We start from the raw sequence: 25,094 nt of genomic DNA on the forward strand, positions 1-25,094 counted from the left end.
AGCGCCGTCCCTGGGGAGGGAGATCCCAGCCTGCGCTGGGATGACGACTATAGTGAGAAGGACATCCCATGGTCGAACTGTCGCGCCGCACCCTATTGTCCACCGGCGCCGCGCTGGCCGGCGCGGCGGCGCTTCCGGCGTCGATCGCGCGCGCGGCGGCGATCGGGCCCGACCGGCGCAGCGGCACCATCGCCGACGTCCAGCACGTCGTCATCCTCGCCCAGGAAAATCGCGGCTTCGACCATTATTTCGGGACCCTGCGCGGGGTGCGCGGCTTTGCCGACCGCTTCTCCATTCCGACGCCGGCCGGCACCGTCTGGCAACAGACCGACCGGACCAGCACCGATGGTCCCCACGCAATCTCCCCCTTTCATCTCGACACCGCACGGCAATTCGAGCTGATGCGAATGGAGGGCACGCCGCACAGCTGGCCCGATGCCCAGCGCGCTTGGGACGAGGGCCGCATGGCGCATTGGCCCGAGGCCAAGCATCCGCGCGCGATGGGCCATTACCGGCGCGGCGACATCCCGTTCCAGTTCGCGCTGGCCGAGGCGTTCACGATCTGCGACGCCTATCACTGCGCGGTGCAGACCGGGACCAACACCAACCGCCTGTTCCTGTGGAGCGGCACCAACGATCCGGCAGGCACGCACGGCGGGCCGGCGATCGGCAATTCGCACGACGATTTCGTCGAGAACGGCGGCGCGGCCGATCCCTATCGCTGGACGACGACGGTCGAGCGGCTGCAGGCGGCGAGCGTCGATTGGCGCATCTATCAGGACATGGCCGACAATTTTACCGACAACCCCTTGGCCGGTTTCGCCGTGTTCCGAGACGCCCATGCCGGGCGCGGCGATGCGGTGCTGAAGGACCGGGCACTCACCACGCGCGGACCGGACCTGCTGAAGGCCGACGTGCTGGCCGGTCGCCTGCCGCAGGTGTCGTACGTCATCGCCACCGCCGCCGGGTCGGAGCATCCCGGCCCGTCGAGCCCGGCGCAAGGCGCCGACTACACCGCGCGCGTGCTCGACGCACTGACCGCCGATCCGAAGGTCTGGGCGCGGACCGTGCTGCTGGTCATGTTCGACGAGAATGACGGCTTCTTCGACCATGTACCGCCCCCCGCCCCGCCGTCGCGCGGCGCCGATGGCGACATGGTCGGCGGATCGACCATCGACCTGACCGGCGAATATCACGACGTGCCGAGCAGCGGCGACGCGGCGATCGATCTGCCTGCCTATCGCGGGCGGCCCTACGGCCTCGGCCCGCGCGTGCCGCTCTATGTCGTCTCGCCGTGGAGCCGGGGCGGCTGGGTCAATTCGCAGACCTTCGACCACACGTCGGTGATCCGGTTTCTGGAGGCGCGCTTCGGCATCCGCGAACCCAATATCTCGGCCTGGCGGCGGGCGATCTGCGGCGACCTGACCTCGGCCTTCGACTTTGCCGCCACCGATGTCGCGACGCCGATCCTGCCCGATCCGGCGGCCGATGCAACGCGCGCGGCGGCGATCGAGGGGCAGGTCGATCCGCAGGCACCGCCCGCCACCGCACCGTGGCAGGAAAGCGGCATCCGCCGGTCGCGGTCCCTGCCCTATCGGCTGGAGGTGATCGAGCGCGTCGATGCGACCGGGCCGCACCTGCACTTCACGGCCGATGGCGCGGGGGCGGTGTTCCATGTCTATGACCGCCACGCGCTCGACCAGCCACCGCGCCGCTACAGCGTCGGTGCCGGCGACCGGATCGACGGACATTGGCCGTACGACGACGATGGCGCCTATGACCTATGGGTGCTGGGACCGAACGGCTTCCACCGCCATTTCGTCGGGCGGCGCGACGATCCGGCGATGGCGATCGCATGGAGCCTGTCCGACGCGGGCCTCGCATTGCGCGTCGGCGCCGCACCGGGGCTGCGCGCGCGCCGCCTGACGCCGGGCGGTGGTGCGTCGGAAGAGGCGCTGCCCGCCGGGCGGCATCGCTGGTCGCTCGACGGCGCGCATGGCTGGTACGACGTGACGCTGTCGAGCAGCGCCGTCCCCGGCTGGCACCGCCGCATTGCCGGACGCCACGACCGCACCGGCCGCGCGAGCAGCAGCGATCCGTTCGTCGAGGCTTTCGCTCGCGGCTGAGCCGTGCGAGCATCCGCCGCGATCGTCACTAATCTTTCCGAGAAATGGCGCACCCGAAGGGATTCGAACCCCTGGCCTCTGCCTTCGGAGGGCAGCGCTCTATCCAGCTGAGCTACGGGTGCTTGGCCGTGGAGGCACGCGCCTAGCAAAGCTTTCGCGGCATGACCAGCCGTTTTCAGGCACTCGCCGCCTTTTGCACCGGCGGGGGTGTCTTGGGGCGGAAGGCACACAGGTCGGCGACCGGGCAGCGCCAGCATTCGGGACGGCGCGCCTTGCAGATGTACCGGCCGTGCAGGATCAGCCAGTGATGCGCGTGGAGCCGGAACGGCTGGGGGACGACGCGTTCCAGCACCGATTCGACCGCGTTCGGGGTCTTGCCGCGGGCGAGGCCGGTGCGGTTGCCGACGCGGAAGATGTGGGTGTCGACCGCGAAGGTTTCGTGTCCGAAGGCGACGTTCATCACGACGTTGGCGGTCTTGCGCCCGACTCCCGGAAGCTTTTCGAGGGCGGCGCGGTCCTCGGGCACCTGTCCACCGTGATCGGCGATGAGCGCTTCGCTGAGGGCGATGACGTTCTTGGCCTTGGTGTTGAACAGGCCGATGGTGCGGATATGGTGTTTCAGGCCGTCGAGGCCGAGCGCGACCATCTTTTCGGGCGTATCGACCGTGGCGAACAGGGCGCGGGTCGCCTTGTTCACGCCGGCATCGGTCGCCTGTGCCGACAGGACGACCGCAACCAGCAGCGTATAGTCGTTGACTGATTCGAGTTCGGTTTCGGGGTGCGGATTGTCCTCCGCCAACCGGCGGAAGAATTCGAAGATATCCGCCTTCTTCAAACGCCGAGCACCGCGTCCATCGTGTAGCGGCCGGCCGGGGCGTTCGCCAGCCACAGCGCAGCGCGAACCGCCCCACGGGCGAACAGCGCGCGGTCGTCGGCGCGGTGGCCGAGTTCGATCCGCTCGCCCTCGCCCGCGAACACCACCTGATGATCGCCGACGATGGTGCCGCCACGCAACGCGGCAAAGCCGATCGTGCCCGCCGCACGCGCACCGACCAGCCCGGCGCGACCGATCACGCCGCTGTCGGCGAGCGTCGTCCCCAACCCTTGCGCCGCGGCATCGCCCAGCATCAGCGCGGTGCCGGAGGGCGCATCGACCTTCAGCCGGTGATGGCTCTCGACGATCTCGATATCCCAGTCGGGACCCAGACGGCTGGCGGCGTCGCGGACCAGCCGCGACAGCAGGGCGATGCCGAGCGAGGTATTGCCGGTCTGGAGCACCGCGATCTCACGCGCGGCGTCGTCGATCATCGCATGATGCCGCTCGGACAGGCCGGTGGTGCCGATCACGACCGGCGTCGCGGCGCGGCGCGCGGCAGCGAGATTGCCCTCCAGCGCGACGGGGGCCGAGAAATCGACCAGCACATCGGCACGCGCGGCAAGGCCGGCGGGATCGCCGCCCTGGTCGATGCCGCCAGCGAGCGTTTCACCGACCCGTTCGATCTCGAGCGCGATCGCGCGCCCCATCCGGCCCTGCCAACCGAAGATACCGATGCTGGTCACTGATCCTCGCCCGATTGCATGCCGCAGGCCGCCCGATCACGACCCCGGTAAGCCGAGTCCATGGCCCGGTGGCCGACGATGTGCAAGCGATTGCGCGGGCGCGCCGTCCCGGTTCAGCGCTGGACCGACGCGACCGGAGCCTCGGCATATTTGGGATCGGCGGGGTCGAATTCAGGCTGCGGCACGAAGGTGCGCGAGGTGAGCGCGACATTGCCGAGACCGGCCAGCTTGAACGTCCCGATCTTGAACATCTTCGGTGCGCTGCCGGCGCGTTCGACGGTCACCGCATCGACGTGCAGGTCGCCATGCTTGGTCCACAGCATGTGCGGCGCAAGCAGCATGTCCATGTTGTTGTAGCGCACCGACAGGCAGATACGCTGCATCAGTGCGAAACGGATGATATCGCTCAGCGTCGCGCGCTCTTCCTCGCTCGCGCGATCGGCTGCGGTGGCCACCGGGGACTCGGATACGGCGTCGTTGTGCATCGCAGCATATTGTAACGATCGCGACCGTTGCCAGCAAGGGGCATGGCGTCATCCAAATGGCGATGCGCGCTGTTCGCCCGGAGTCGTGCCAAGCGGTACGAAATCGCTCGCAACGCCCGACCATCTGCCAAACGCGCTAACCGTTGGGCAATTCAGCAAAAATTAATGCGGTTTAGGGACCGAATCGATACCTTAGTATCAGTGCCACCGGTTTCATCGCGCGCCGCAATCGGCTAGGCGCAACCCAATCATGGGAAACATATTGATCGTGATGGCCGGCGGCGCGCTCGGGTCAGGCTTGCGCTATTCGTTCGGTCGTATCGCCGCCGCCGCGTTCGGCACGGACTATCCGTGGGGGACGCTGGGGGTCAATCTGCTCGGCGGTCTCGCGATGGGACTGTTGATGGGCGCGCTGGCGCGCAGCGGCGGCGGGAGCGAGACGGTTCGACTCGCGATCGGGGTCGGCCTGCTCGGCGGGTTCACGACCTTTTCGGCCTTTTCGCTCGACATTGTGACGATGGTGGAGCGCGGAGCGATGGTCAGTGCGATCGGCTATGCGCTGCTGTCGGTAATCGGTGCGGGCATGGCGCTGTTCGTCGGGCTGCAACTGACGCGGGGGGCAGCGGCATGAGCGACAACGACGTCCGGCAATTCACGGTCGGGGCCGACGACGACGGCATCCGGCTGGACCGCTGGTTCAAGCGGCATCTGCCCGATACCAGCTTCAACACCGTGTCGCGCTGGGCGCGCACCGGGCAGTTGCGCATCGATGGCGGCCGGGCCCAGCCGGGCGCGCGGCTGACCGCCGGACAGGTGCTGCGCGTGCCGCCGCCCGAGTCGGCGATCGTGGCGCAGCCAAAGGCGAAGGCCCCGCGCCCGCCGCTGTCGGACGAACAGACCGAATTCGCGCGGTCGCTGGTGATCCATCAGGACAAACAGGCGATCGTGCTCAACAAGCCGCCGGGCCTGGCGACGCAGGGCGGGACCAAGACCCACGACCATGTCGACGGCCTGCTCGACGCCTTGCAGTTCGATGGCGAGAGTCGTCCGAAGCTGGTCCACCGCCTCGACAAGGATACGTCGGGCGCGCTGCTGATCGCGCGGACGGCGCGGGCGGCGGCATTCTTCGCCAAATCCTTTTCGGGGCGGACCGCCAAGAAGGTCTATTGGGCGCTGGTCGTCGGCGTGCCCGAGATCGCCGACGGCATCGTCGACCTGCCGCTGGCCAAGCAGCCGGGGACCGGTGGTGAGAAGATGCATGTCGACGAGGCGGAGGGACAACCCGCCCGGTCGCGTTACCGCGTGATCGAACGCGTCGGCAACCGTGCGGCATGGGTCGAATTGCAGCCCTTTACCGGGCGCACGCACCAGTTGCGCGTGCACATGTCGGCGATCGGCCATCCGATCGTCGGCGACGGCAAATATGGCGGGCAGGCCGCGTTCCTGACCGGCGGGGTCAGCCGCAAGATGCACCTGCACGCGCGGCGCATCCGCATCGACCATCCCGATGGCGGCAAGGTGGACGTGACCGCCGAACTGCCCGACCATTTCGCCGAGAGCATCGACCTGTTGGGGTTCGACATGAGTCTGGGCAATGCGATGATCGACGACAATCCGCCGCCGGTCACCAAGGCCGATCTGAAGGCCAAGGCGAAGGCGCATGCCAAGACCTATCGCAAGGAGCGGCGCGGCGAGCGGCGTTCCCGAGGGTCGCGCGACTGATGCATCCCAACCCCGCCTTTCGCATGGATGACGATGCCGCGCGCGCGTTCGTGCGCGACGAAGGGTTCGGCGTGCTGTTCGTGGCGACGCCGGATGGTCCACGCGCGGCGCAGGTACCGGTGGTGATGACCGACGCCGGGACACTGCGATTCCATGTTGCGCGCGCCAATGTGGTGACGCCGCATCTGGACGGGGCGAGCGCGCTGTTCGTCGTGCAGGGTCCGCATGCCTATATCACGCCGCGCTGGTACCGGGCCGGGCCGGACGAGGTACCGACATGGAATTACCTGTCGGTCGAGGTCGAGGGCGTGGTGCGCGCGATCGACCGGGCGGGCTTGCGCGAGCAGATCGATACGCTGGCCGCAACCTATGAGGTCAAGCCGCAATGGGCGGTCGACCAGATCGATCCGCGCAAGGCGGAGGCGATGCTGGAAGCGATCGTCGGGTTCGAACTGGTACCGACCGCGTGGCGCGGCACGGCCAAGCTGAACCAGAACAAGCCCGCCGAGGTGCGCGCCCGCGTCGCAGCGGCGCTTGGCGACCATCCGCTGGCAGCATGGATGCGTGCGGCATGACCCGGCTGGCGGTGTTCGATTGTGACGGGACGCTGGCCGATGGGCAGGCGAATATCTGTACGGCGATGGCGCTGGCCTTTGCCGATGCCGGCTTGCCCGCCCCCGATCCGCGGCAGGTGCGCCGGATCGTCGGGCTGAGCCTGCCGCAGGCGGTGGCGCGGCTGGTGCCGTACAGCACGCCCGAGCTGCACGAAGCGGTGGCCGAAGGATACAAGCAGCATTTCCGGGCGATGCGGGTCGACGGGCGGCTGCGCGAGGAACCGTTGTTTCCGGGCATCGGCGACGTGCTGGTGACGTTGCTCGACCGGGGATGGCGGCTGGGCGTGGCGACCGGCAAGTCCGATCGCGGATTGCGGCTGCTGCTGGCGCATCACCGGATCGCGCAGCATTTCGTCACGCTCCAGACCGCCGATCGGCATCCGTCGAAACCGCATCCGGCGATGCTGCAGGCGGCGATGACCGAGGTCGGCGCCACGGCGGGCACGACCGTGATGATCGGCGACACCGGTTTCGACATGGCGATGGCGCGGACGGCGGGGGCGCGGGCGATCGGGGTCGAATGGGGCTATCACCCGCCGCACGAGCTGACCGCCGCCGGGGCCGACCGGCTGTGCGCCGATGCTGCGCTGCTCCCCGAACTGCTGGAGACGTGATGCCCGCCGACAAGCTCGCTCGCAATCGCTGGCTGGTTCTGGTCGCGATCCGCATCGTCACGGCGACGGGGGCGGTGTTCGGGGTGATCCTGCTCGCCCGCGCGCCGGATACGGCCATGCGGGTGCTGGGCGTGGCGATCGTGCTGTCGGCGCTGTACGCGATGGCGGTGGTGCCGCGCGGACTGATCGCGAAGTGGCGCAGCCGGTGAAGCGGTTCTGGCAGGACGTCACGGTTTCGCCCACTGGCGAGATCGCGCTCGACGGGCGGCCGGTGCGCACGCCGGGCCGGTTGCCGCTGGTCGTGCCCTTTCCGGCATTGGCGGCGGCGATCGCGCAGGAGTGGCGCGACGTCGGCGAGACGGTCGACCCGCGGGCGATGCCGCTGACCGGCCTAGCCAACGCCGCGATCGAGCGGGTTGCAGCCGATCCCGCGGCGTTTGCCGGCGGGTTGGCGGTCTATGGCGGCAGCGACCTGCTCTGCTATCGCGGCGAAGGGCCGCTGGCCGAACGGCAGGCGGCGGCGTGGGACCCGGTGCTCGACTGGGCGCGCGCACGGTTCGACGTGACCTTCGCCGTGACCGACGGGGTGATGCCGGTCGAACAGCCGCCGCGCACACTGGTGCGACTGCGCGAGGCGGTGGTGGCATTGTCGCCATGGGTGCTGGCACCGCTGTCGCCGATTATCGGGCTGACCGGATCGCTGCTGCTGGGGCTGGCGGTGGTCGAGGGTGCGATCACCGCCGATACGGCATGGGCGGCGGCGCATGTCGACGAGGACTGGCAGGCCGAGCAATGGGGCGAGGATGCGCTGGCCGCCGAAACACGGGCGGCGCGGGCGGCGGAATATGGCGCGGCGGTGCGGTTCCTCGCGCTGGTCAGCGGCTGACCGGACCGCACGAACCGCCGATCCGGAGCGACAGGGTGGCGGTCAGCGGGGCGTCGGTGGCGGTCCCTTCGATCCGGTCGATCAGCCGTTCGGTCACCGCCGCCGCCATGTCGGCGATCGGGCGGTGGACCGTCGTCAGTGCCGGGGTGAGCATCCGCGCGAGGATGCTTCCGTCGAAGCCGACGACCGACAGGTCGTGCGGTACCGACAGCGCCATGCCCGCTGCGACCTTCAGCACCGCTGCCGCCATCACGTCGTTCGCGGCGAAGATCGCGCTCGGGCGCGGATCGGCGGTCAGCAGCGCCTGCGCGGCCGTCACGCCGGTGTCGAAGCCGTAATCCCCCTCGGCCTCGGCCGACAGGGCGATGCCGTGCGCGGCGAGGCCGGCGACGAAACCCGCGCGCCGTTCGCAGGCCGAATGGGCGGACGCCGGGCCGGACAAATGCGCGACGCGGCGATGGCCTAGCGCGACCAAATGGTGGGCGACGGCGCGCGCCGCTGCCCGTTCGTCGGACACGAGCACCGCGTCATAGCCCGACAGCGCGACCGACGACAGCGCCACCGCCGGCAGCCCGGCCAACCCGTCGGCGACCCCCGCAAGCCCCGATACCGGCGGCACGACGACCACGCCGTCGACGCGCGAGCGCTGCACGAAATCGCGCACGTCCGCCGCCGGATCGCCCACGAGCGCGACCGGGTGGACGACCAGTTCATAGCCGCGCGCCGCCGCCGCGCCGACCATGCCGCGTTGCAAGGGGTCGAGCACCAACGCGTTGCGATCGTTATGGACCAGCCCGAGCAGATAGGAACGTCCGGTGGCAAGGCCGCGCGCACGGGCGCTGGGGCGGAAGTTCAGCTGCGCGATCACCGTCTCGACCGCCTCGCGCGTGGCAGGATTGACCAGCGGCGACCGGTTGAGCACGCGCGACACGGTGCGGATCGAAACGCCGGCGCGGGCGGCGACATCGGCGATGGTGGTGCCGGCGGGCGGCCGCGTCACCGGCGTCAGACGCGCAGGCGCCGGGCGACCATGCCCCGCTGCGTCTCGATCTCCGACCGCGCGCGGCGCAGCACTTCGACCTCGGTCGCGGCCAGCAGGTCGTCGACGACGCGGCGCAGGTGATCGCGCATCGTCTGGCGCGCCAAGGCCGGGTCCTGTGCCCGCAGGGCGTCGACGATCAGGCGGTGTTCCTCGACCCGGGGATGCACGCCCTCGCGCCGCGCCTCGGCAAACATGTGCGCGCTCAAGGGAGCCCGGTCGCGCAGGTTCCACAGCATCTCGACCACCGCCGCGATCACGGTGTTGCCGGTCGCCTCGGCGATGCGCAGGTGGAAGCGGCGATCCGCTTCGACCGCAGCGGGATCGGCCGGGTCGACGGCGGCCATCGCCGCGAGCGATTCGTCGAGATCGGCCAGCGCCTCGTCGTCGATCACCGTCGCTGCGACCGCTGCCGCCTCCCCTTCGAACAGGATGCGCGCCTCGATCAGTTCGAAGGCACCGACATCGAGTTCGGCGGGCGATGCGCTGTCGGCGGAGGTGGCGATGACGTAGAGACCGGAGCCGTGCCGCGCCTCGACCAGCCCGCGAATCTCCAGCGCGATCATCGCCTCGCGCACCGTCGGGCGGCTGACCGCGAACGTCTCGGCAAGGTCGCGCTCGCCGGGCAGGCGCGTGCCGACCGGATAGCGGCCCTCGTCGATCGCGGCGGCGATGGCGGTCGAAACCCGCTGGTAGAGCTTTTCCTGGCGCTGCTTCATCGGCCCGACCGATCCCATAGCCGTCCGGCGGTTACAATAGGGCAGCGCTCAACCCGCCGCCGCGTGGGCGATACCCAGTTCGAGCCCGCGCAACTCGGCCAGCCCGCGCATCCGCCCGAGCAGCGAATAGCCCGGGTTGGTGTGCCGGGCGAGATCGTCGAGCATCTGGTGCCCGTGATCGGGGCGCATCGGGATGCTGCGCCGCTCGTCCCGCGACACGTCGTGCACCGCCGCGACCACCGCCGCCATGTTCGCATCGCCGCGCAGATGCTCGGCCTCGTGGAACGCCATGTCGCCGCCTTCGCGATCGACCGAGCGGAGGTGGAGGAAACCGATGCGGCTGCCCAGCCGCCGCACCATGCCGGGCAGGTCGTTGTCGGCGCGCACCCCGAACGATCCGGTGCAGAAGCACAGCCCGTTCGCAGGGTTCGGGACGGCATCGAACAGCGCGGCGACATCGGCTTCGGTGCTGACGACGCGCGGCAGGCCGAAGATCGGAAAGGGTGGATCGTCGGGATGGACGACCATGCGGATGCCGACCGCCTCGGCATGCGGGCAGACTGCGTCCAGAAACGCGATCAGATTGGCGCGCAACCGGTCGCCATCGATCCCTGCATAGTTGGCGATCGCGTCGCGGAACTGCGCCGAGGTGAAGCTTTCCTCCGCACCCGGCAGGCCGGCGAGGATCGTCGCTTCCAGCGTCGCGCGCGCGGCATCGTCCATCGCCGCGAACCGGCGCCCCGCCGCCTCGACCAGCGCCGGGCGATAGTCGCGCTCGGCACCGGGGCGCTCCAGGATATGGATGTCATAGGCGGCGACCGCTTCCCATTCGAAGCGCAGCGCGCGCGCGCCGTCGGGCAACGACCAGCCAAGGTCGGTCCGCGTCCAGTCGAGCAGCGGCATGAAATTGTAGGTGACGACGGTGATGCCTTCCGCCGCGAGGTTGGTCAGGCTTTGGCGATAGGCATCGATATAGCGGTCCCAGCCGGGGCCGCGCGTCTTCAGGTCGTCATGGACCGGCAGGCTTTCGACCACCGTCCAGCCGAGCCCGGCATCGGCGATCATCGCCTTTCGCCGGGCGATCGTCTCGCGCGGCCATACGGTGCCGTTGGGAATTTCATGCAGCGCGGTGACGACTTCGGTCGCCCCCGCCTGCCGGATGGCGGCCAGCGTCACGGGATCGGACGGACCGAACCACCGCATCGTCTGTGTCATCAGCAACTGGCCACCCTCCCCGTCCGCACCGATCCGAGATCGGGTTTCGCGGACGGGGATAGGATATGTAAACCCCCCTTGCCAATATCGAATATTGGACAGTCCAATATTGGATCAGGCGAGGGTTAGCCCAACATCGACATTGCCGCGCGTCGCGTTCGAATAAGGGCAGATGGTGTGCGCGGTATCGACCAGCTTCTGCGCCTCGTCGCGATCGACGCCCGGCAGCGCCACTTGCAGGTCGGCGGTGATGCCGAACCCGCCGGCCGCGCGCGGACCGATGCCGACCGTCGCGGTCACGGCTACGTCGGCGGGTACCTTCGTCCCCAATTGCTGTCCGGCGACCTTCAGCGCGCCGATGAAGCAGGCGGCATAGCCGGCCGCGAACAGCTGTTCGGGATTGCTGCCGTCGCCACCGGCGCCGCCCAGTTCGCGCGGGGTCGACAGCTTGACGTCGAAGCGGCCGTCCTCGCTGCGGGCATGGCCCTCGCGACCACCGGTTGCGGTGGCGGTGGTACTGTATTTGACGTCGACGGACATTCGCTTCACTCCATTATTTATCGCGATAACTATTTACGTGCCAGCTGGCTCACTGTCCAGTATTATTTATCGCGACAATAAAAGCTGCTATGGGAAGGTATGACCGATCCCCTGCCCCTCGACGACCAGCTCTGCTTCTCGCTCTATGCCGCGACGATCGCGATCAACCGGACATACAAGCCGATGCTCGACAGGCTCGGCATCACCTACCCTCAGTTCCTGGTGCTGATGACGTTGAGCGACGCCGCGGAGGGCCGGACGATCGGGGCAATCGCCGAGCGGCTGGCGCTGGAGCCGAGCACGATCACGCCGCTCGCCAAGCGGATGGAGGCGGCCGGGCTGGTCACGCGGGTGCGCAATCCGGCCGATGAGCGGCAGGTGCGCGTGTGCCTGACCGAGGCGGGCCGCGCGCGCTGGGCCGAGACCGGCTGCCTTGCACCGATGATCGTCGCGCGCAGCGGCATGGCCCCCGAACGGCTCGCCGCGCTGAATGCCGAAGTCACCGCGTTGCGATCGGCATTGGCCAAGGCATTGACCTGATTACCCCTTGGCCACACCGGTGCCAGAACATATATTGAACGCATGGCGCAACTCGACACTCGGCAGAAACTGGCGATCCTGGCCGATGCTGCCAAATATGATGCGTCGTGCGCGTCGTCGGGCACCGCCAAGCGCAATTCGCGCGACGGCAAGGGCATCGGTTCGACCGAGGGCATGGGCATCTGCCACGCCTATGCGCCCGATGGCCGTTGCATCTCGCTGCTGAAGATCCTGCTGACGAACAGCTGCATCTTCGACTGTCACTATTGCATCAACCGCAAATCGTCGAACGTCCGCCGCGCCCGTTTTACCGCGCAGGAGGTCGTGGCACTGACACTCAGCTTCTATCGTCGCAACTATATAGAGGGGCTGTTCCTGTCGTCGGGGATCATCGGATCGTCCAACTATACGATGGAGCAGATCGTCGAGGTCGCCCGGTCGCTACGCGAGGATCATGACTTTCGCGGCTATATCCATCTGAAGACCATTCCCGACGCCGATCCAGAGCTGGTGCATCTGGCCGGCGTCTATGCCGACCGGGTGTCGATCAATGTCGAGCTGCCGACCGCCGGTGGGCTGAAGCGGCTGGCGCCCGAAAAGTCGGGGCCGCAGATCGAGGGGGCGATGCAGGGCGTCGCCCATGCGATCGAGGACGGTCGTGATGCGCGCAAACGCTATAAGTTCGCGCCGAAATTCGCGCCGGCGGGGCAATCGACGCAGATGATCGTCGGCGCCGATGCCGCGACCGATCGCGATATCGTCGGCAAGGCGGCGACACTGTACGACCGCTTCTCGCTCCGCCGCGTCTATTATTCGGCGTTCAGTCCGATTCCGGAGGCATCGGCGGTGCTGCCGCTGCAACGGCCACCGTTGATGCGCGAGCATCGGCTGTACCAGTCGGACTGGCTGATGCGCTTCTACGACTATCGCCCCGACGAGGTGCGCGCGGCGGCCGACGATGCGACGGGGATGCTGCCGCTCGATATCGATCCCAAGCTCGCCTGGGCGCTAAAGTTTCGCGATCGGTTTCCGGTCGACGTGAACCGGGCGCCACGTGAGATGCTGTTGCGCGTGCCGGGGCTGGGGGTGAAGGCGGTCAATGCGATCCTGACCGCGCGACGCTGGAGGCGGCTGGCGCTGGCCGATGTCGCGCGGTTGACGGTGTCGATCGCCAAGCTGCGCCCGTTCATCATCGCCGATGACTGGCGGCCTGTCGTCCTGTCCGATCGTGCGGAATTAAGGCCGGTGGTGGCGCCCAAGAAGGCGGACCAGATGGAGCTCTTCGCCTGACGGTGAAAACCGCTCGCAAGAGAAACCTCCATCGACCGCCGCCGTTGGTCAGGCCGAACCAGCAAAGGAATTCCGCCATGGCCGACGCCCGCATCTATGCCGATCTGAAGGCCGATCACGACCGCCACCGCGACCTGCTCCAGCGGATCGACGCGGCGAGCGGCGACGAGCGCGCCGAACTGTTCGAGGAGTTCCGCGTCGAGGTGTCGGCGCATGCCGCCGCCGAAGAAGAAGCGCTGTACGCGACCATGCTCGCCAATCCCGACCTGCGCGACGAGGCGCGGCATTCGGTGTCCGAGCACAAGGAAATCGACGATTATCTGGGGGAGATCGCGAAGCTCGACCCGGCGAGCAACGAATGGAACCAGCGCTTTGCCGAGATGCGGCACCGCTACGAACACCATATCGACGAGGAAGAGGAAGAGATGTTTCCCGCCGCCGCCAAGGAATTGAGCGACGAGGAGGAAGCGCGGATCGCGACCGTGTTCGAAGAGCGCAAGCCCAAGGAACTGGAGATCGCCGAATCGTCGGAAGCGGGCGACGATCGCGACTGATGCGCGTCGCGGCGCTGACGGCGGCGGATGATTTCGACGGGTGGCGCGATGCCGCCCGGTCGCTCGCCGCGCAGCGCGTCGCACCGTCGGAGGTGGTGTGGCAGGTCGGCGACCTGCCCACCGACCTGTTCGGCGACGAGGCGATCGTCGACAGCAACGCCCCCGCCCCGCGCGTGCCGCGGGCGTTCATCGATCTGGCGCGCACGGTGGCGATGCATGCCGATCCCGAGCGGTTCGCGCTGCTTTATGCCATGCTCACCCGCCTGATCGCCGAGCCGCGGCTGATCGACGACAAGGCAGATCCGGCGATGCGGCGGCTGGAGGAGATGGCGAAGGCGGTGCGGCGCGACATCCACAAGATGCGTGCATTTCTGCGGTTTCGCGAGGTCGAAGAAGAGGATGCGACCCGCTTCGTCGCGTGGTTCGAACCCGAACATCATATCGTCCGCCACAATGCACGCTTCTTCGTCGACCGGTTCGCGGCGATGCACTGGTCGATCCTGACGCCGGAGGTGTCACTGCACTGGGATGGCGAGACGCTGTCCGAAGGACCGGCCGCGACCAAGGCCGATGCGCCCGATGGCGATCCGGTCGAGGAAGTCTGGAAGACCTATTACGCATCGATCTTCAATCCCGCGCGGCTGAAGACGGGCGCGATGCTGAAGGAAATGCCGCGCAAATATTGGAAGAACATGCCCGAAACCGCGCTGGTCCCGGCGCTGATCGCGGGGGCACAGGCACGCGAGGCGGCGATGATCGAGACGGCACGAGCTACACCGGGCGCCAACAGCGAAGCGGCATGGACGGCGCTGCGCGACGAAGCGGCGGGGTGCCAGCGCTGCCCGCTATGGCAGCCGGCGACGCAGACGGTGTTCGGCGAGGGGCCGGTCGATGCCGAGATGATGGTCGTCGGCGAGCAGCCGGGCGATCAGGAGGATCTGGCCGGGCGACCGTTCGTGGGGCCGGCGGGACAGGTGTTCGACCGGGCGATGGCGCAGGCCGGGATCGACCGGTCGCGGGTCTATGTCACCAACGCGGTCAAGCATTTCAAGTTCGAACCACGCGGCAAACGGCGCATCCATGCCAAGCCCGGCGTCGGTGAGATCGACGCGTGCCGGTGGTGGATCGAGCAAGAGCGCGGCATATTGCGACCGCGGATGACGGTGGCGCTCGGCGCAACGGCGGCGCGGTCGCTGACCGGCAAGACGGTGACGATATCGCGCGAGCGCGGCCGGGTGCTGACGCTGGCCGATGGCGGGGCGGCCTGGATCACGGTGCATCCCAGCTTCCTGCTGCGGTTGCCGGATAAAGTGCAGGCAGAAGAAGAGTTTGCGCGGTTCGTCGAGGACCTGAAGGGCGCGGCGGCGGCGATGGCGTGAGGTCAAAGTTCACTAAGTTCACACTTGCCGCGTTGTTGTGGCGGTCACGATTCCTTCTGTTTGGACCGGGCGTCATGCCGGCGAAGGCTGGCATTTGTTCATCGTCGGGCGCGGCAGGAGCCGAGTGATGCCCCAGCCTTTGCTGGGGCGACGTTTTGGTCGGACGGTAGAAAGATCGCTTTCACGCGAAGGTGCGAAGCAGGCGGTGGCAGCGTGTCTGGCGAAGCCTTTTCCTTTCCCGATGGGAGGCAGCGCCGCTGTCGCGGCATTCCCAGCTACTCTGCGCCTCTGCGCGCGAACAAACCTTCTATCTCTTTGCGCCTACGCGCCTTCGCGTGAACCCGATCCGACCGAGCCTAACGCACCGGCCCGGTGTAGGAAAATCATTCCACGCGTGGGCGGTGCCATGGCTGGGGCTGCGGCAGGGTGATCGCGTCATTCTGTTCGGGGGACTCGGCGATGGCGCGCAAGCGGTCGAGGTCTTCGGGGGTGTCGATGTCGATCAGCTCGGCCGGCGTGGTGATGACGTGGCGGCCGGCGCGGACGAGGTCGCGGGCGCCGGCATCGCCTTCCAGCGATTCGAGGAAATCGAACCGCCCCTGCCCGAACACGGCGGGGGGACAGGGTTTGGTGCCGTCGCTCGACGCGACCACCGCATCGTCGCCCTGCGCGGTATCGAGCAGGCGATAGACATGCGCGGCGGTGATGCGCGGCATGTCGGCGAGCGCGATCACCACCCCCTTCGCCCCCGCCGCCCGCGCCGCACGCAGGCCCAGTTGCACCGAGCGCGACATGCCGGCAGCGGGATCGTCGTTGACGATGACGTCGAACCCGCGCGAGGCGAAGTCGAGTTTCGTCCCGTCGATCACCGCGATCCGCTTGAGGAACGGGATCGCCTCCAGCGCGGTGACGACATGAAAGGCGACCGGCTTGTGCAGGAACGGTTGCGCCAGCTTGTCGGCATCGCCGAAGCGGCGCGAGCGGCCGGCGGCGAGCAGGATCAGCGCAGTATCCTCAGCGTGCATGGAAGCTCCTTACCATCGCCGCGGCGATCGACAGCGCGATTTCGGACGGGCCGATCGCGCCGATATCGAGCCCGACCGGGCCGTCGATCCGCTCCAGCCCCGTCGCCCCGGCTGCTGCCAGACGTTCGAGCCGCGCGGCATGGCTGCGCCGTGAACCCAGCGCACCGATATAGGTGGCGGGGGTTTTCAGCGCCTCGATCAGCGCCGGGTCGTCGATCTTGATATCGTGGCTCAGCGTCACGACGGCGGTGGCGGCATCGGGCTTCAATGCGGCCAGCGCCTCGTCGGGCCAGCGATCGTCGAGGGTGACGCCGGGGAAGCGTTCCTCAGTCAGGAAACGTGCGCGCGGATCGATAATCGTGGTGGCGATGCCCAGTTCGCGCGCCATGCCGGCCAGCCCCTGCGCGATCTGCACCGCGCCGACGATCAGCAGCCGCCGCGGCGGATCGTAGCGGTTGACGAAGCCTTCGCCCTCCCCGACCTGCGTCCGACCGGTCGCGAGGTCGGTGGTGAGCGCGATCGCCTGCCCCTGTGCGCGGGCGGTGGCGACGGCATCGAACAGGGCTAGGTCGAAGCCGGCGGCAGCGACCGGCTGGACCATCACCTCGATCTCTCCGCCGCAGGGCAGGCCGACTTCCCATGCGTCTGCGTCCGCCACGCCGTAGCGTTTGCGTGCGAACGGAGCGCCGGCGATCACCTCGGCAGCGGTGGCGAGGATGTCGCTCTCGACACAGCCCCCCGACACCGATCCTTCGAACCGGCCGTCTTCGTGGACCAGCATATGGCTGCCGCGCGGGCGCGGGGCCGATCCCCAGGTCGAGGTGACGGTGGCGAGCGCCAGCCGGGCTCCGACCCAGTCGTGCGCGGCGGTGAGGACGGAATCGTTGTCGGCCATGTATTTCCGATGATGGGGGTTTTTGGACGGCATGGCCAGTGGAGTGATGCACCCCATGCCGTACCCCCGCGCAGGCGGGCGTCCAGAGCCACGCGTAACGAGGGCTTGCGATCGCGGCTCTGGGTCCCCGCCTGCGCGGGGACACGGTACCGGACGTTTGCGTAGGTCCCGCGCCGGCGGGGGTACGGTAGCGGGTGAGGCGGGCGTCAGATCACATCGAGCACCAGCCCGCGCGCCTTGGCTTCCTCGGCGCCGATATACCAGTTGGCGGGCGCTTTCTGAACCAGTTCCTCGAAGGACACCTGCGATCCGGCGACGATGTCGCGAAAGCCCTCTTCCTCGATCTCGACCGAGGTTTCGATCTCGTGCAGCTTGGCCTTCAGCGTCGCGACCAGCATTTTGAGCGGACCCGACAGTTCGATGGTGCTGGTCATCTGCCGCTCGTGCAGCATCAGCCGGGTGCCCTTGGTCAGAAAGCGCTTTTCGACCGGAAAGGCCGACATGAAGGTCGAGCCCGCCGAATAGACCGCGACCTTGCCGAGGAACAGCGCCTCGCGGCCGGTATAGTCGCGCAGCAGGCGGATATCGTCGCCCATGGCGCGGGCGACTTCGGGATCGCCGCCGAGCGTCGAGATCGACACGACCAGCGGGCCGTCAGTAGGGGCGTCCTGCACTTGGTTGCGGAAATTCTCGTACATCGCGTGGTCGACCGGCCCGGCAAGGTGGACGTGGGGGCGGGCGAGCAGCGGGTAATCGTTGACGTTGGTGTCGGGCATGGCGGGAGTCCCCCTTGTGATGGTCGGCGGCGGTAACCGGTGCGGCTGGGGTTGGTTCCGGGCTTGCGATGATTTGGTTGGGCGCGAAGGGCGCGAAGAGAAGATCAGGGTTTTGCGCGGAGACGCGGAGGGGTTCCGGTCTTGGCGGGTGAGCCTTGCCGTTGCGCCGTTCGAGTTCGGGGGAAGGGATACGAGAGGCTCGCTCGCGCGAACAGAAGTTGGCAGCTTCTTTGTCGCCCCGGACTTGATCGAGACCTCTGCGAGAATTCTCAGCCTATCCGGAAACCCTCCCGTACCCCCGCGCAGGCGGGGGTCCAGGGCGAAGCACAACAACGGTTGCGGGTGTGCCCCTGGATCCCCGCCTGCGCGGGGATACGGTGAAGCGGACTTTCGTAGAGGATTCGACTTGGCCCGGGGTCCTGTTTTCCCCAGGTAGGAGAAGAAGCGAGGCACCGCATCAGGTCCGGGGCGACGTTCTTGCCGCGATCAGGTCGGTCAGGTCAGAGGCTTCCACTCGCGGGACCCTCCGCGTCTCCGCGCGAACTTGTTTCTTCTTCGCGTCCTTCGCGCCTTCGCGTGAAATAAAAAAGGCGACCGGCCGCCAAGCCGATCGCCCCTGCCGAACCAACGAAGGCGGGTTCAGTACACCCGCTTCTTCGGCTTGATATATTCGACTTCGTCGGTGAGCGTATAGTCGTGCACCGGGCGATAATCGATCGCGGTCATGCCGCCATTGCCGCCCCAGCCGTCGAAGGTCGCGATGGTGTGCTTCATCCAGTTGGCGTCGTCGCGATCGGGGAAATCCTCGTTCACGTGCGCGCCGCGGCTTTCCTTGCGGTTCTGGGCCGAACGCATCGTCACCATCGCCTGCGCCAGCAGATTGTCGAGTTCGAGCGTCTCGACCAGATCGGTGTTCCAGATCAGCGAGCGGTCGGTGACGTTCACGTCGGCGAAGGATTTGTAGATGGCGTCCATCATCGTGACGCCTTCGTTGAGCAGCGCGTCGTCGCGGAACACGGCGCAGTGCTTCTGCATCGTCTTCTGCATTTCCAGACGAATCTGCGCGGTCGGCTTGCTGCCGCTCGCGTTGCGGAATTTGTCGAGACGGGCGAGCGCGAGATCGGCCGAGTCCTTGGGCAGCGGCTTGTGCGGCGTGCCGGGCTTCAGCGTTTCCTTGAGCCGCAGGCCGGTCGCGCGGCCGAACACCACGAGGTCGATCAGCGAGTTCGAGCCAAGGCGGTTGGCGCCGTGCACCGACACGCACGCCGCTTCGCCGACCGCGAACAGGCCGGGCACGACCGCATCGGGGTTGCCGTCCTTGATGGTCACGACTTCGCCGTGATAGTTACACGGGATGCCGCCCATATTGTAATGGACCGTCGGCGTCACCGGCAGCGGCTGGCGGGTCAGGTCGACGCCGGCGAAGATCTTGCCGGTTTCGGTGATGCCCGGCAGGCGTTCGGCCAGCACCTTGGGATCGATATGGTCGAGGTGCAGGAAGATATGGTCGCCGTCCTTGCCGACGCCGCGCCCTTCGCGCATTTCCAGCGCCATCGACCGGCTGACGACGTCGCGGCTGGCGAGGTCCTTGGCCGAGGGGGCGTAGCGTTCCATGAACCGCTCGCCGTCCTTGTTGGTCAGGTACCCGCCCTCTCCGCGTGCACCCTCGGTGATGAGCACGCCCGCGCCGTAGATGCCGGTCGGGTGGAACTGGACGAACTCCATGTCCTGCAGCGGCAGGCCGGCGCGCAGCACCATGCCGCCGCCATCGCCGGTGCAGCTGTGCGCCGAGGTGGCCGAGAAATAGCAGCGGCCATAGCCGCCGGTCGCCAGCACCACCGAATGGGCGCGGAAGCGGTGGATCGATCCGTCTTCCATGCAGAGCGCGATCACGCCGCGGCAAACCTTGCCCTCGGGCGTGTCTTCCATGATGAGGTCGAGCGCGAAATATTCGATGAAGAAGTCGGCGTCATACTTCAGCGACTGCTGGTACAGCGCGTGGAGCATGGCGTGGCCGGTACGGTCGGCGGCGGCGCAGGTGCGCTGCACCGGGGGGCCTTCGCCCATATTCTGCATGTGGCCGCCGAACGGACGCTGGTAGATCGTCCCGTCCTCGTTTCGGCTGAACGGCATGCCGGCATGTTCGAGCTCAATGACGGCCGCCGGCGCCTCGCGGACCATATATTCGATCGCGTCCTGGTCGCCGAGCCAGTCGGAGCCCTTGACCGTGTCGTACATGTGCCACGACCAGTGATCGGGCGAGTTGTTGCCGAGCGACGCGGCGATACCGCCCTGCGCCGCGACGGTGTGCGACCGGGTCGGAAAGACCTTGGTGATGCACGCGGTCTTCAGACCGGCTTCGGCGCTGCCCATCGTGGCGCGCAGGCCGGAGCCGCCCGCGCCGATGACGACGACGTCATAGCTGTGGTCGATGATCTTATATGCGTCGGTGGCCATTATTCGGGCGTCCCGGTGAAAGCGATGCGGAGGATCGAGAAGGCGGCGAGCAGCCAGCCCGCGCCATAGACGAGGTTCAGGATCACGAGCAGCACGACGCGCGTCTCGTCGTGCTGGTAATCCTCGATCACGGTCTGCAGGCCGATCTTGGCATGATAGAAGACCGAGGTGGCGAGCAGCAGCAGCGGCACCGCGCCCCAAGCCGACGACACCCAACCATAGACCGTATCATAATCGTAGGCCGGCAGGATGGCGATCGACAGGACCAGCCACAGCATCAGCACGAGGTTCGAGACCGCAGTCAGCCGCTGCTGCCAGAAATGATGCGCGCCAGCCTTTGCCGACCCGAGGCCGCGGACGCGACCGATGCTCGTTCCGTTGCCCATCAGTGCTTCCCCACCAGCAGCCAGCCCCACAATGCCGCGGTGGCGCACACCGCGAACACGATCGTCGCGACCGCGGTCTTGCGGTTGCTGTTCAGTTCGAAATTGGCGCCGATATCCATGAAGAAATGGCGCACGCCGTTGCCGATATGCTGGAACAGCGCGAAGCTGAGTCCGATGCCGACGACATAGCCGATAATCGCGTACGGCCCAGTGAACCACGACAGGAACCGCGCATAGCTGTCCTCGCCCCCGGCCAGTGCCGACAGCCACCACACGAACAGCGCGAGGCCGACCGTGCCCATGGCGACGCCGGTGGCGCGGTGCAGGATCGACACCAGCATGTTGGGGCCCCAACGCCAAATCTGGAGATGGGGCGACGTCGGGCGGGCTTTGGGGCGGACCATGGCCAAGTCGGGCGTTCCTCAGGCAGTGCGACCGCGCGCAAATGCGGTCTTCCAGCGATTGTGGCCTATCTACGCACCCCAAGCGCCGATGCAAGTGTGCATCCGCGAAACGGCATTCCCGCAACCGGGTGGTCAACGGACTGTTAACGCCTGCACGCTACCCCAGAGGCTGCGCATCGGCACAGCAGGCCAGCCGCGCGAGGGAACAGGGGATTCGCACCGTGGCGACGAAGACACTGCCGGCAGCCGAGAGCGTCAGCCGGACGATCGATTTGCAGGAACGCCTTCATCTGTTCAATATTTCGTCGGCCGATGTCGACGCCGCCCGCGCACTGTGGCGGGTGATCGAACCGGAAGCGCGACTCGTCGCCGCTGCGCATTTCGACCAATCGCAAAAGGTCGGCGGCCGCGACAGCATGTCGGCCGATTACGAGCGGATGATCGAACTTGGCGTCAATTATCTGCGCAACCGCTTCACCAACCTGACCGGTCTCGCCTGGGTCGAATCATGCGAGCGTACCGTCGCCCGCGCCTTTTCGAACGACGTGCCGCTGACCGCGATCCTGTCGATGGGCGATGCGGGGGCGCGCGCGCTGCTCGACGTGCTGCGCCGCGGAATTGCCGACGAGGCCGCGTTCCGCGATGCCGCCGAACTGCTGTTCCGGCTGCGATCGGTCGAATGCGAAGTGTTCGTGTCGCTCTACAATGCCTATGCGAACTATGACCTGCAGGACTCGCGCGACAAGCTAGCGCATGAATTCCGCGACAATATCGGCGCGACCGTCGAACGCGCCAGCCGCGAGAGCGACTCGCTGCGCGTTCATGCCACCCGCACCTCGGCCAGCGCGCGGGGCATGCTGGGCAAGGCGTCCGAAGTCGCCGCCGCCGCCGAACAATCGGCGGTCGCGATGCGCGAGGCGGCCGCCACCGCCGCCGGGTTGATTCGCGCGATCGAGGATGCGCGGACCGAAGTCGAGGCTGCCGCCGAGATCGCGACCCGCGCCTCGGTGCAGGCCGGTACCGCGGTCGGCATGTCGGAAACGCTGTCGGATCATGCCAAGTCGATCGAATCGATCTTGGGCCTGATCCGCGACATTGCCGGGCAGACCAATTTGCTGGCGCTCAACGCCACGATCGAGGCGGCACGCGCGGGCGATGCCGGGCGCGGCTTCGCGGTGGTGGCGCAGGAGGTCAAGAGCCTCGCCAGCCAGACCGCGCGCGCGACCGACGACATCGCCGCCAAGATCGCGGCGATCCAGGCGGCGACCCGATCGACCGTCGAGACCAACGCATCGATCCGTGCGACCGTCAGCGAGGTACAGGAAAGCGCCAACCGCATCCGCGGCGCGATGGAGGTGCAGGCGCAGACGGTGACCGCGATCACCGCCGCCGTCGACGAAACCGCGCTGGCCGCCGATTCGATGTCGTCGACCATCGCCACGATCCGCGAGGATACCGAAACGGTCGCATCGGAAATCGACCGGGTCGGCGACGGCTTCACCGCGCTCGACGGCGAACTGGGGTCGCTCAAGACCAGCACGGTCGACTTCATCGGCAAGGTCGCGGCATAGGCCGCAGTACAGGGTCAGATGGGCAGGCGTTTCGCGCGCAGGATCGGGGTCAGCACCGCCTCCATCGCGGCATAGCCGGCGGCGGTCGGATGGACGCCGTCATCGGCGAAACCCGGCTTCATCGCGCCGCCCGCGGTCGCCAGTGCCGGCGTATAGTCGACGAAGGTCGCGCCGCTCTGCGCCGCATAGGACTTCGCCCACGCGTTCAGCGCACGGATCGGCGCGACGGTGGCAAGGCCGGGACGCCATGGGAAGCCGTCGGCCGGGGGCACGCTGGCGAGCAGCACGCCGATCTTCGCTTGCCGTGCGAGCATGACCATCATCGCCAGATTGTCCTGCGTCTGCCGCGGCGTCATCGGGCCGGTATTGCCGGCGATGTCGTTGGTGCCGGCCATGATGTGGACGAATTTGGGTTTCAGCGCGATGACGTCGGCCATCATTCGGAGCACCATCTGCGGCGTCGTCTGGCCGCTGATCCCGCGCCCGACACGGCCGGGGCGGAAATAGTCGGGGCGTTTGCCGACCCAGCCTTCGGTGATCGAATCGCCCATGAAGACGATGTCGGTCGGCCGCCCCGATGCGGCGAGTGCGGCATTATCGGCGGCGTAGCGGCCGAGCCATGGCCAGTCGGTGGCGAGCTGGCGCTGGCGCTTCACCTCATAGCTTTCCTCCTGCGCACAGGCGGCGGCGGGGAGCAGCACGGCACCGGCGGCGAGGCCGAGGAAATGGCGACGATCGGGGGTCATAGCGATCCTGACAGGCGGCAGATTTCGGGACGGATATCGCCGTCGCGCGGCGTGGCGCCACGTGCGTCGAACAGGAGGTTGGCGGGCTTGCCCTTCGTCGTGCGCGGCCATGCCGGGCGCCCCTCGCCATTGGGGTCGCCGGTGGTGGCGAAGGCGAGCCAGTAATCCTGCATCGACACCGGCCCGACACGCCGATCGGCAAAGATATAACCGATCTCGGCGGCATGCGACGTACGACCGGGACCGCCATCGCCGGCCATGTCGAATTCGTAGCGCCACACCGGCCAGTTGCGGGTGGCGAGCAGATTGGCAAGCGTGCCCGTCGGGCAGCGGAAGGTGGCGTCGGTCGCGATCTGTTGATCGCGGGTGCCCATGCGCGGATGCGGCGCGGGATCGGGTTCGTCGAGGCGGTAGAAGGTGCGCGCGCCTTCCGCATTGCTACCGAACGACAGGTCGACGAAGCCGTCGCGCGCCGGGCGGCCGCCGGGGAGGTCGAGTTCGAGCATATTGCTGCCGAGCAGGACCGGCCGCTTGGGCGCGGTGACGAACAACCGGTCGGGCGTATCGGGCAGCACCGCGCCGTCGATGGTCGTGCGCAGGTAGAGATAGTCGTCGGCGGTCAGCTTCGCGTCGTGCAGCTTCAGGTCGGCGGCGAGCAGCGCGGCGGGCGACGCGCTGCGCAGCGCCGCCGTGCCGCGGGTGCCAAGCAACACATCGAGCTGGTCGCCGATGCGGAATGCTTCCTTGAGCGGACGCCATGGCAGGCCGAAGCCGGAGGTGCCCGATTCCATCGCCGCTTTTGCGAACAGACCGCGCGCGAGGGGTGAGGCGAGCAGGAGCGAGACGTCCTGCGACCCGGCGCTTTCGCCGGCGATGGTGACGTTGTCGGGGTCGCCGCCGAACTTGGCGATATTGTCGCGGACCCAGCGCAGCGCCGCGATCTGGTCCAGCAGCCCATAATTGCCGCTGGTCCCGTTCGCCTCCGCCGCCAGCGCACGGTGCGGCAGGAACCCGAAGATGCCGAGCCGATACTGGATGGCGACGAGCACGACGTCGCGTTTGCCGATTGCCGACAGCGCCATGTCGCCCGCCGATCCGGCGCGATTGCTGCCGCCATGAATCCATACGATCACCGGACGCTTGCCGGTTAGCGCCGGGGTGCCGATGTCGAGCGTCAGGCAATCCTCTGCCGCATAGACATGGTCGGCGCGGTTCCAGGCATAGTCGTTCTGGAGGCAGGCGGGGGCCTGCGCCGTGGTCGTGCGGATGCCGAGCCATTCGACCACCGGCTGCGGTTCGCGCCAGCGGTTCGCGCCCAGCGGCGGAGCGGCGAAGGGGATACCGCGGAAGAGGATGCGGTCGGGCTCGGCCTTCCCCTCGACGATGCCACCCGAGACCGAGACGCGCGGGGGGATGGGCGCGGCGGGCGGCGTGGCTTCCTGTGCGACGGCGGGGGTTGCCGTGGCCAGCAGGAGAGATGCCCAGATTGCCTTCATCGCCATGCCCCTGTGTGATGTCGCTAGTCAGCGGTTAGCAAATCCTCCCCGGCAC

At 67.8% G+C, this 25,094-nt stretch carries 27 protein-coding genes and 1 tRNA gene; 12 read left to right on the forward strand and 16 right to left on the reverse strand.

The annotated features are described in order from the left end of the window. Positions 1–68 precede the first annotated feature (68 nt). A complete protein-coding gene (locus ACTHQV_RS13005) occupies positions 69–2,126 on the forward strand; it encodes a phosphocholine-specific phospholipase C (RefSeq protein ID WP_440490821.1) in 2,058 nt (685 codons plus the stop codon). A gap of 45 nt (positions 2,127–2,171) precedes the next feature. Here ACTHQV_RS13005 and ACTHQV_RS13010 read toward each other — a convergent pair. From ACTHQV_RS13010 to ACTHQV_RS13025, 4 genes are all read right to left on the reverse strand, one after another. Further along, positions 2,172–2,248 (reverse strand) — tRNA-Arg (locus ACTHQV_RS13010). Between the two features lie 53 nt (positions 2,249–2,301). Continuing rightward, the gene (nth, locus tag ACTHQV_RS13015) at positions 2,302–2,961 is read right to left on the reverse strand and encodes an endonuclease III (RefSeq protein WP_440490823.1); all 660 of its coding nucleotides are present in this window, start codon (positions 2,959–2,961) and stop codon (positions 2,302–2,304) included. Continuing rightward, on the reverse strand, positions 2,958–3,686 hold the full coding sequence (gene dapB / locus ACTHQV_RS13020; protein ID WP_440490824.1) for a 4-hydroxy-tetrahydrodipicolinate reductase: 729 nt from the start codon (positions 3,684–3,686) through the stop codon (positions 2,958–2,960). The genes nth and dapB overlap by 4 nt, the downstream gene beginning before the upstream one ends. Before the next feature lie 113 nt (positions 3,687–3,799). Continuing rightward, positions 3,800–4,141: a hypothetical protein gene (locus ACTHQV_RS13025; RefSeq protein WP_440490826.1), complete on the reverse strand. Its 342-nt coding sequence runs from the start codon at positions 4,139–4,141 to the stop codon at positions 3,800–3,802. 280 nt (positions 4,142–4,421) lie between these two features. Here ACTHQV_RS13025 and crcB point away from each other — a divergent pair, with 280 nt between their 5' ends. From crcB to ACTHQV_RS13055, 6 genes are read left to right on the forward strand one after another with little or no spacing between them, the layout of a single operon-like run. Next, positions 4,422–4,802, forward strand: a complete 381-nt coding sequence (crcB, locus tag ACTHQV_RS13030; RefSeq protein ID WP_440490828.1) for a fluoride efflux transporter CrcB — start codon at positions 4,422–4,424, stop codon at positions 4,800–4,802. Further along, the gene (locus ACTHQV_RS13035; RefSeq protein ID WP_440490830.1) at positions 4,799–5,893 is read left to right on the forward strand and encodes an RluA family pseudouridine synthase; all 1,095 of its coding nucleotides are present in this window, start codon (positions 4,799–4,801) and stop codon (positions 5,891–5,893) included. Before crcB ends, ACTHQV_RS13035 begins: the two co-directional genes overlap by 4 nt. Beyond that, entirely contained in the window at positions 5,893–6,468 is a 576-nt protein-coding gene (locus tag ACTHQV_RS13040) for an FMN-binding negative transcriptional regulator (RefSeq protein WP_440490832.1), read from the forward strand. Before ACTHQV_RS13035 ends, ACTHQV_RS13040 begins: the two co-directional genes overlap by 1 nt. Beyond that, positions 6,465–7,121 (forward strand): HAD-IA family hydrolase, encoded by a 657-nt coding sequence (locus tag ACTHQV_RS13045; RefSeq protein WP_440490834.1) that lies wholly within the window; start codon positions 6,465–6,467, stop codon positions 7,119–7,121. The genes ACTHQV_RS13040 and ACTHQV_RS13045 overlap by 4 nt, the downstream gene beginning before the upstream one ends. Then, positions 7,121–7,330, forward strand: a complete 210-nt coding sequence (locus ACTHQV_RS13050; protein WP_440490835.1) for a hypothetical protein — start codon at positions 7,121–7,123, stop codon at positions 7,328–7,330. The genes ACTHQV_RS13045 and ACTHQV_RS13050 overlap by 1 nt, the downstream gene beginning before the upstream one ends. Next, positions 7,327–8,007 carry an ATP12 family chaperone protein gene (locus tag ACTHQV_RS13055; protein ID WP_440490836.1) on the forward strand — a complete coding sequence of 227 codons (681 nt, stop codon included), beginning with the start codon at positions 7,327–7,329 and terminating at the stop codon, positions 8,005–8,007. The genes ACTHQV_RS13050 and ACTHQV_RS13055 overlap by 4 nt, the downstream gene beginning before the upstream one ends. Here the strand turns inward: ACTHQV_RS13055 and ACTHQV_RS13060 are convergent. The 4 genes from ACTHQV_RS13060 to ACTHQV_RS13075 form a co-directional block, all read right to left on the reverse strand. After that, the gene (locus ACTHQV_RS13060) at positions 7,997–9,007 is read right to left on the reverse strand and encodes a LacI family DNA-binding transcriptional regulator (RefSeq protein ID WP_440490837.1); all 1,011 of its coding nucleotides are present in this window, start codon (positions 9,005–9,007) and stop codon (positions 7,997–7,999) included. The two genes, ACTHQV_RS13055 and ACTHQV_RS13060, sit on opposite strands and share 11 nt — an antisense overlap. 5 nt (positions 9,008–9,012) lie before the next feature. Further along, entirely contained in the window at positions 9,013–9,765 is a 753-nt protein-coding gene (locus ACTHQV_RS13065) for a FadR/GntR family transcriptional regulator (protein WP_440490838.1), read from the reverse strand. Positions 9,766–9,813: 48 nt separating this feature from the next. After that, complete coding sequence (gene uxuA / locus ACTHQV_RS13070; protein WP_440490840.1) at positions 9,814–10,980, reverse strand: mannonate dehydratase; 1,167 nt, start codon at positions 10,978–10,980, stop codon at positions 9,814–9,816. A gap of 114 nt (positions 10,981–11,094) precedes the next feature. Continuing rightward, positions 11,095–11,520 (reverse strand): organic hydroperoxide resistance protein, encoded by a 426-nt coding sequence (locus tag ACTHQV_RS13075; protein WP_440490842.1) that lies wholly within the window; start codon positions 11,518–11,520, stop codon positions 11,095–11,097. A gap of 99 nt (positions 11,521–11,619) precedes the next feature. Between ACTHQV_RS13075 and ACTHQV_RS13080 the strand changes: the two genes are divergently transcribed. The 4 genes from ACTHQV_RS13080 (at position 11,620) to ACTHQV_RS13095 (ending at position 15,283) form a co-directional block, all read left to right on the forward strand. Then, positions 11,620–12,060 carry a MarR family winged helix-turn-helix transcriptional regulator gene (locus tag ACTHQV_RS13080; protein ID WP_440490844.1) on the forward strand — a complete coding sequence of 147 codons (441 nt, stop codon included), beginning with the start codon at positions 11,620–11,622 and terminating at the stop codon, positions 12,058–12,060. Positions 12,061–12,102: 42 nt separating this feature from the next. Beyond that, on the forward strand, positions 12,103–13,350 hold the full coding sequence (locus ACTHQV_RS13085; protein WP_440490846.1) for a putative DNA modification/repair radical SAM protein: 1,248 nt from the start codon (positions 12,103–12,105) through the stop codon (positions 13,348–13,350). Between the two features lie 77 nt (positions 13,351–13,427). Beyond that, entirely contained in the window at positions 13,428–13,904 is a 477-nt protein-coding gene (locus ACTHQV_RS13090; RefSeq protein WP_345876976.1) for a hemerythrin domain-containing protein, read from the forward strand. Next, the gene (locus tag ACTHQV_RS13095) at positions 13,904–15,283 is read left to right on the forward strand and encodes a UdgX family uracil-DNA binding protein (protein WP_440490848.1); all 1,380 of its coding nucleotides are present in this window, start codon (positions 13,904–13,906) and stop codon (positions 15,281–15,283) included. The genes ACTHQV_RS13090 and ACTHQV_RS13095 overlap by 1 nt, the downstream gene beginning before the upstream one ends. Positions 15,284–15,666: 383 nt before the next feature. On the opposite strand, the gene ACTHQV_RS13100 is transcribed toward ACTHQV_RS13095, so the two are convergent. The 6 genes from ACTHQV_RS13100 to sdhC all read right to left on the reverse strand — a co-directional run bounded on the left by ACTHQV_RS13100 (position 15,667) and on the right by sdhC (position 21,226). Next, complete coding sequence (locus ACTHQV_RS13100; RefSeq protein ID WP_440490849.1) at positions 15,667–16,308, reverse strand: nucleotidyltransferase family protein; 642 nt, start codon at positions 16,306–16,308, stop codon at positions 15,667–15,669. Then, positions 16,298–17,203, reverse strand: coding sequence for an XdhC family protein (locus ACTHQV_RS13105; RefSeq protein WP_440490850.1), 906 nt, complete (start codon positions 17,201–17,203; stop codon positions 16,298–16,300). Before ACTHQV_RS13105 ends, ACTHQV_RS13100 begins: the two co-directional genes overlap by 11 nt. Before the next feature lie 206 nt (positions 17,204–17,409). Continuing rightward, positions 17,410–17,979: a peptidase S14 gene (locus ACTHQV_RS13110; RefSeq protein WP_440490852.1), complete on the reverse strand. Its 570-nt coding sequence runs from the start codon at positions 17,977–17,979 to the stop codon at positions 17,410–17,412. A gap of 639 nt (positions 17,980–18,618) precedes the next feature. Continuing rightward, positions 18,619–20,436, reverse strand: a complete 1,818-nt coding sequence (sdhA, locus tag ACTHQV_RS13115; RefSeq protein WP_440490854.1) for a succinate dehydrogenase flavoprotein subunit — start codon at positions 20,434–20,436, stop codon at positions 18,619–18,621. Continuing rightward, a complete protein-coding gene (gene sdhD, locus ACTHQV_RS13120) occupies positions 20,436–20,822 on the reverse strand; it encodes a succinate dehydrogenase, hydrophobic membrane anchor protein (RefSeq protein ID WP_440490856.1) in 387 nt (128 codons plus the stop codon). Before sdhD ends, sdhA begins: the two co-directional genes overlap by 1 nt. Then, on the reverse strand, positions 20,822–21,226 hold the full coding sequence (sdhC, locus tag ACTHQV_RS13125) for a succinate dehydrogenase, cytochrome b556 subunit (RefSeq protein WP_440490858.1): 405 nt from the start codon (positions 21,224–21,226) through the stop codon (positions 20,822–20,824). The genes sdhD and sdhC overlap by 1 nt, the downstream gene beginning before the upstream one ends. A gap of 221 nt (positions 21,227–21,447) precedes the next feature. Here sdhC and ACTHQV_RS13130 point away from each other — a divergent pair, with 221 nt between their 5' ends. Further along, complete coding sequence (locus ACTHQV_RS13130; protein ID WP_440490860.1) at positions 21,448–22,797, forward strand: methyl-accepting chemotaxis protein; 1,350 nt, start codon at positions 21,448–21,450, stop codon at positions 22,795–22,797. 14 nt (positions 22,798–22,811) lie between these two features. Here ACTHQV_RS13130 and ACTHQV_RS13135 read toward each other — a convergent pair whose 3' ends face one another. Then, positions 22,812–23,543: a GDSL-type esterase/lipase family protein gene (locus ACTHQV_RS13135; protein ID WP_440490862.1), complete on the reverse strand. Its 732-nt coding sequence runs from the start codon at positions 23,541–23,543 to the stop codon at positions 22,812–22,814. Continuing rightward, positions 23,540–25,045, reverse strand: a complete 1,506-nt coding sequence (locus ACTHQV_RS13140) for a carboxylesterase/lipase family protein (protein WP_440490863.1) — start codon at positions 25,043–25,045, stop codon at positions 23,540–23,542. Before ACTHQV_RS13140 ends, ACTHQV_RS13135 begins: the two co-directional genes overlap by 4 nt. Positions 25,046–25,094: the final 49 nt, after the last annotated feature.

The organism is Sphingomonas sp. SAFR-052 (assembly GCF_051965015.1).
GTDB lineage: Bacteria > Pseudomonadota > Alphaproteobacteria > Sphingomonadales > Sphingomonadaceae > Sphingomonas.

Coding starts and splice junctions, on each gene's coding strand:
- ACTHQV_RS13005 (WP_440490821.1), top strand. CDS start 69: ATGGTCGAACTGTCGCGCCGCACCCTATTGTCCACCGGCGCCGCGCTG.
- crcB (WP_440490828.1), top strand. CDS start 4,422: ATGGGAAACATATTGATCGTGATGGCCGGCGGCGCGCTCGGGTCAGGC.
- ACTHQV_RS13035 (WP_440490830.1), top strand. CDS start 4,799: ATGAGCGACAACGACGTCCGGCAATTCACGGTCGGGGCCGACGACGAC.
- ACTHQV_RS13040 (WP_440490832.1), top strand. CDS start 5,893: ATGCATCCCAACCCCGCCTTTCGCATGGATGACGATGCCGCGCGCGCG.
- ACTHQV_RS13045 (WP_440490834.1), top strand. CDS start 6,465: ATGACCCGGCTGGCGGTGTTCGATTGTGACGGGACGCTGGCCGATGGG.
- ACTHQV_RS13050 (WP_440490835.1), top strand. CDS start 7,121: ATGCCCGCCGACAAGCTCGCTCGCAATCGCTGGCTGGTTCTGGTCGCG.
- ACTHQV_RS13065 (WP_440490838.1), bottom strand. CDS start 9,765: ATGAAGCAGCGCCAGGAAAAGCTCTACCAGCGGGTTTCGACCGCCATC.
- uxuA (WP_440490840.1), bottom strand. CDS start 10,980: ATGACACAGACGATGCGGTGGTTCGGTCCGTCCGATCCCGTGACGCTG.
- ACTHQV_RS13075 (WP_440490842.1), bottom strand. CDS start 11,520: ATGTCCGTCGACGTCAAATACAGTACCACCGCCACCGCAACCGGTGGT.
- ACTHQV_RS13080 (WP_440490844.1), top strand. CDS start 11,620: ATGACCGATCCCCTGCCCCTCGACGACCAGCTCTGCTTCTCGCTCTAT.
- ACTHQV_RS13085 (WP_440490846.1), top strand. CDS start 12,103: ATGGCGCAACTCGACACTCGGCAGAAACTGGCGATCCTGGCCGATGCT.
- ACTHQV_RS13090 (WP_345876976.1), top strand. CDS start 13,428: ATGGCCGACGCCCGCATCTATGCCGATCTGAAGGCCGATCACGACCGC.
- ACTHQV_RS13095 (WP_440490848.1), top strand. CDS start 13,904: ATGCGCGTCGCGGCGCTGACGGCGGCGGATGATTTCGACGGGTGGCGC.
- ACTHQV_RS13100 (WP_440490849.1), bottom strand. CDS start 16,308: ATGCACGCTGAGGATACTGCGCTGATCCTGCTCGCCGCCGGCCGCTCG.
- ACTHQV_RS13105 (WP_440490850.1), bottom strand. CDS start 17,203: ATGGCCGACAACGATTCCGTCCTCACCGCCGCGCACGACTGGGTCGGA.
- ACTHQV_RS13110 (WP_440490852.1), bottom strand. CDS start 17,979: ATGCCCGACACCAACGTCAACGATTACCCGCTGCTCGCCCGCCCCCAC.
- sdhA (WP_440490854.1), bottom strand. CDS start 20,436: ATGGCCACCGACGCATATAAGATCATCGACCACAGCTATGACGTCGTC.
- sdhD (WP_440490856.1), bottom strand. CDS start 20,822: ATGGGCAACGGAACGAGCATCGGTCGCGTCCGCGGCCTCGGGTCGGCA.
- sdhC (WP_440490858.1), bottom strand. CDS start 21,226: ATGGTCCGCCCCAAAGCCCGCCCGACGTCGCCCCATCTCCAGATTTGG.
- ACTHQV_RS13135 (WP_440490862.1), bottom strand. CDS start 23,543: ATGACCCCCGATCGTCGCCATTTCCTCGGCCTCGCCGCCGGTGCCGTG.
- ACTHQV_RS13140 (WP_440490863.1), bottom strand. CDS start 25,045: ATGGCGATGAAGGCAATCTGGGCATCTCTCCTGCTGGCCACGGCAACC.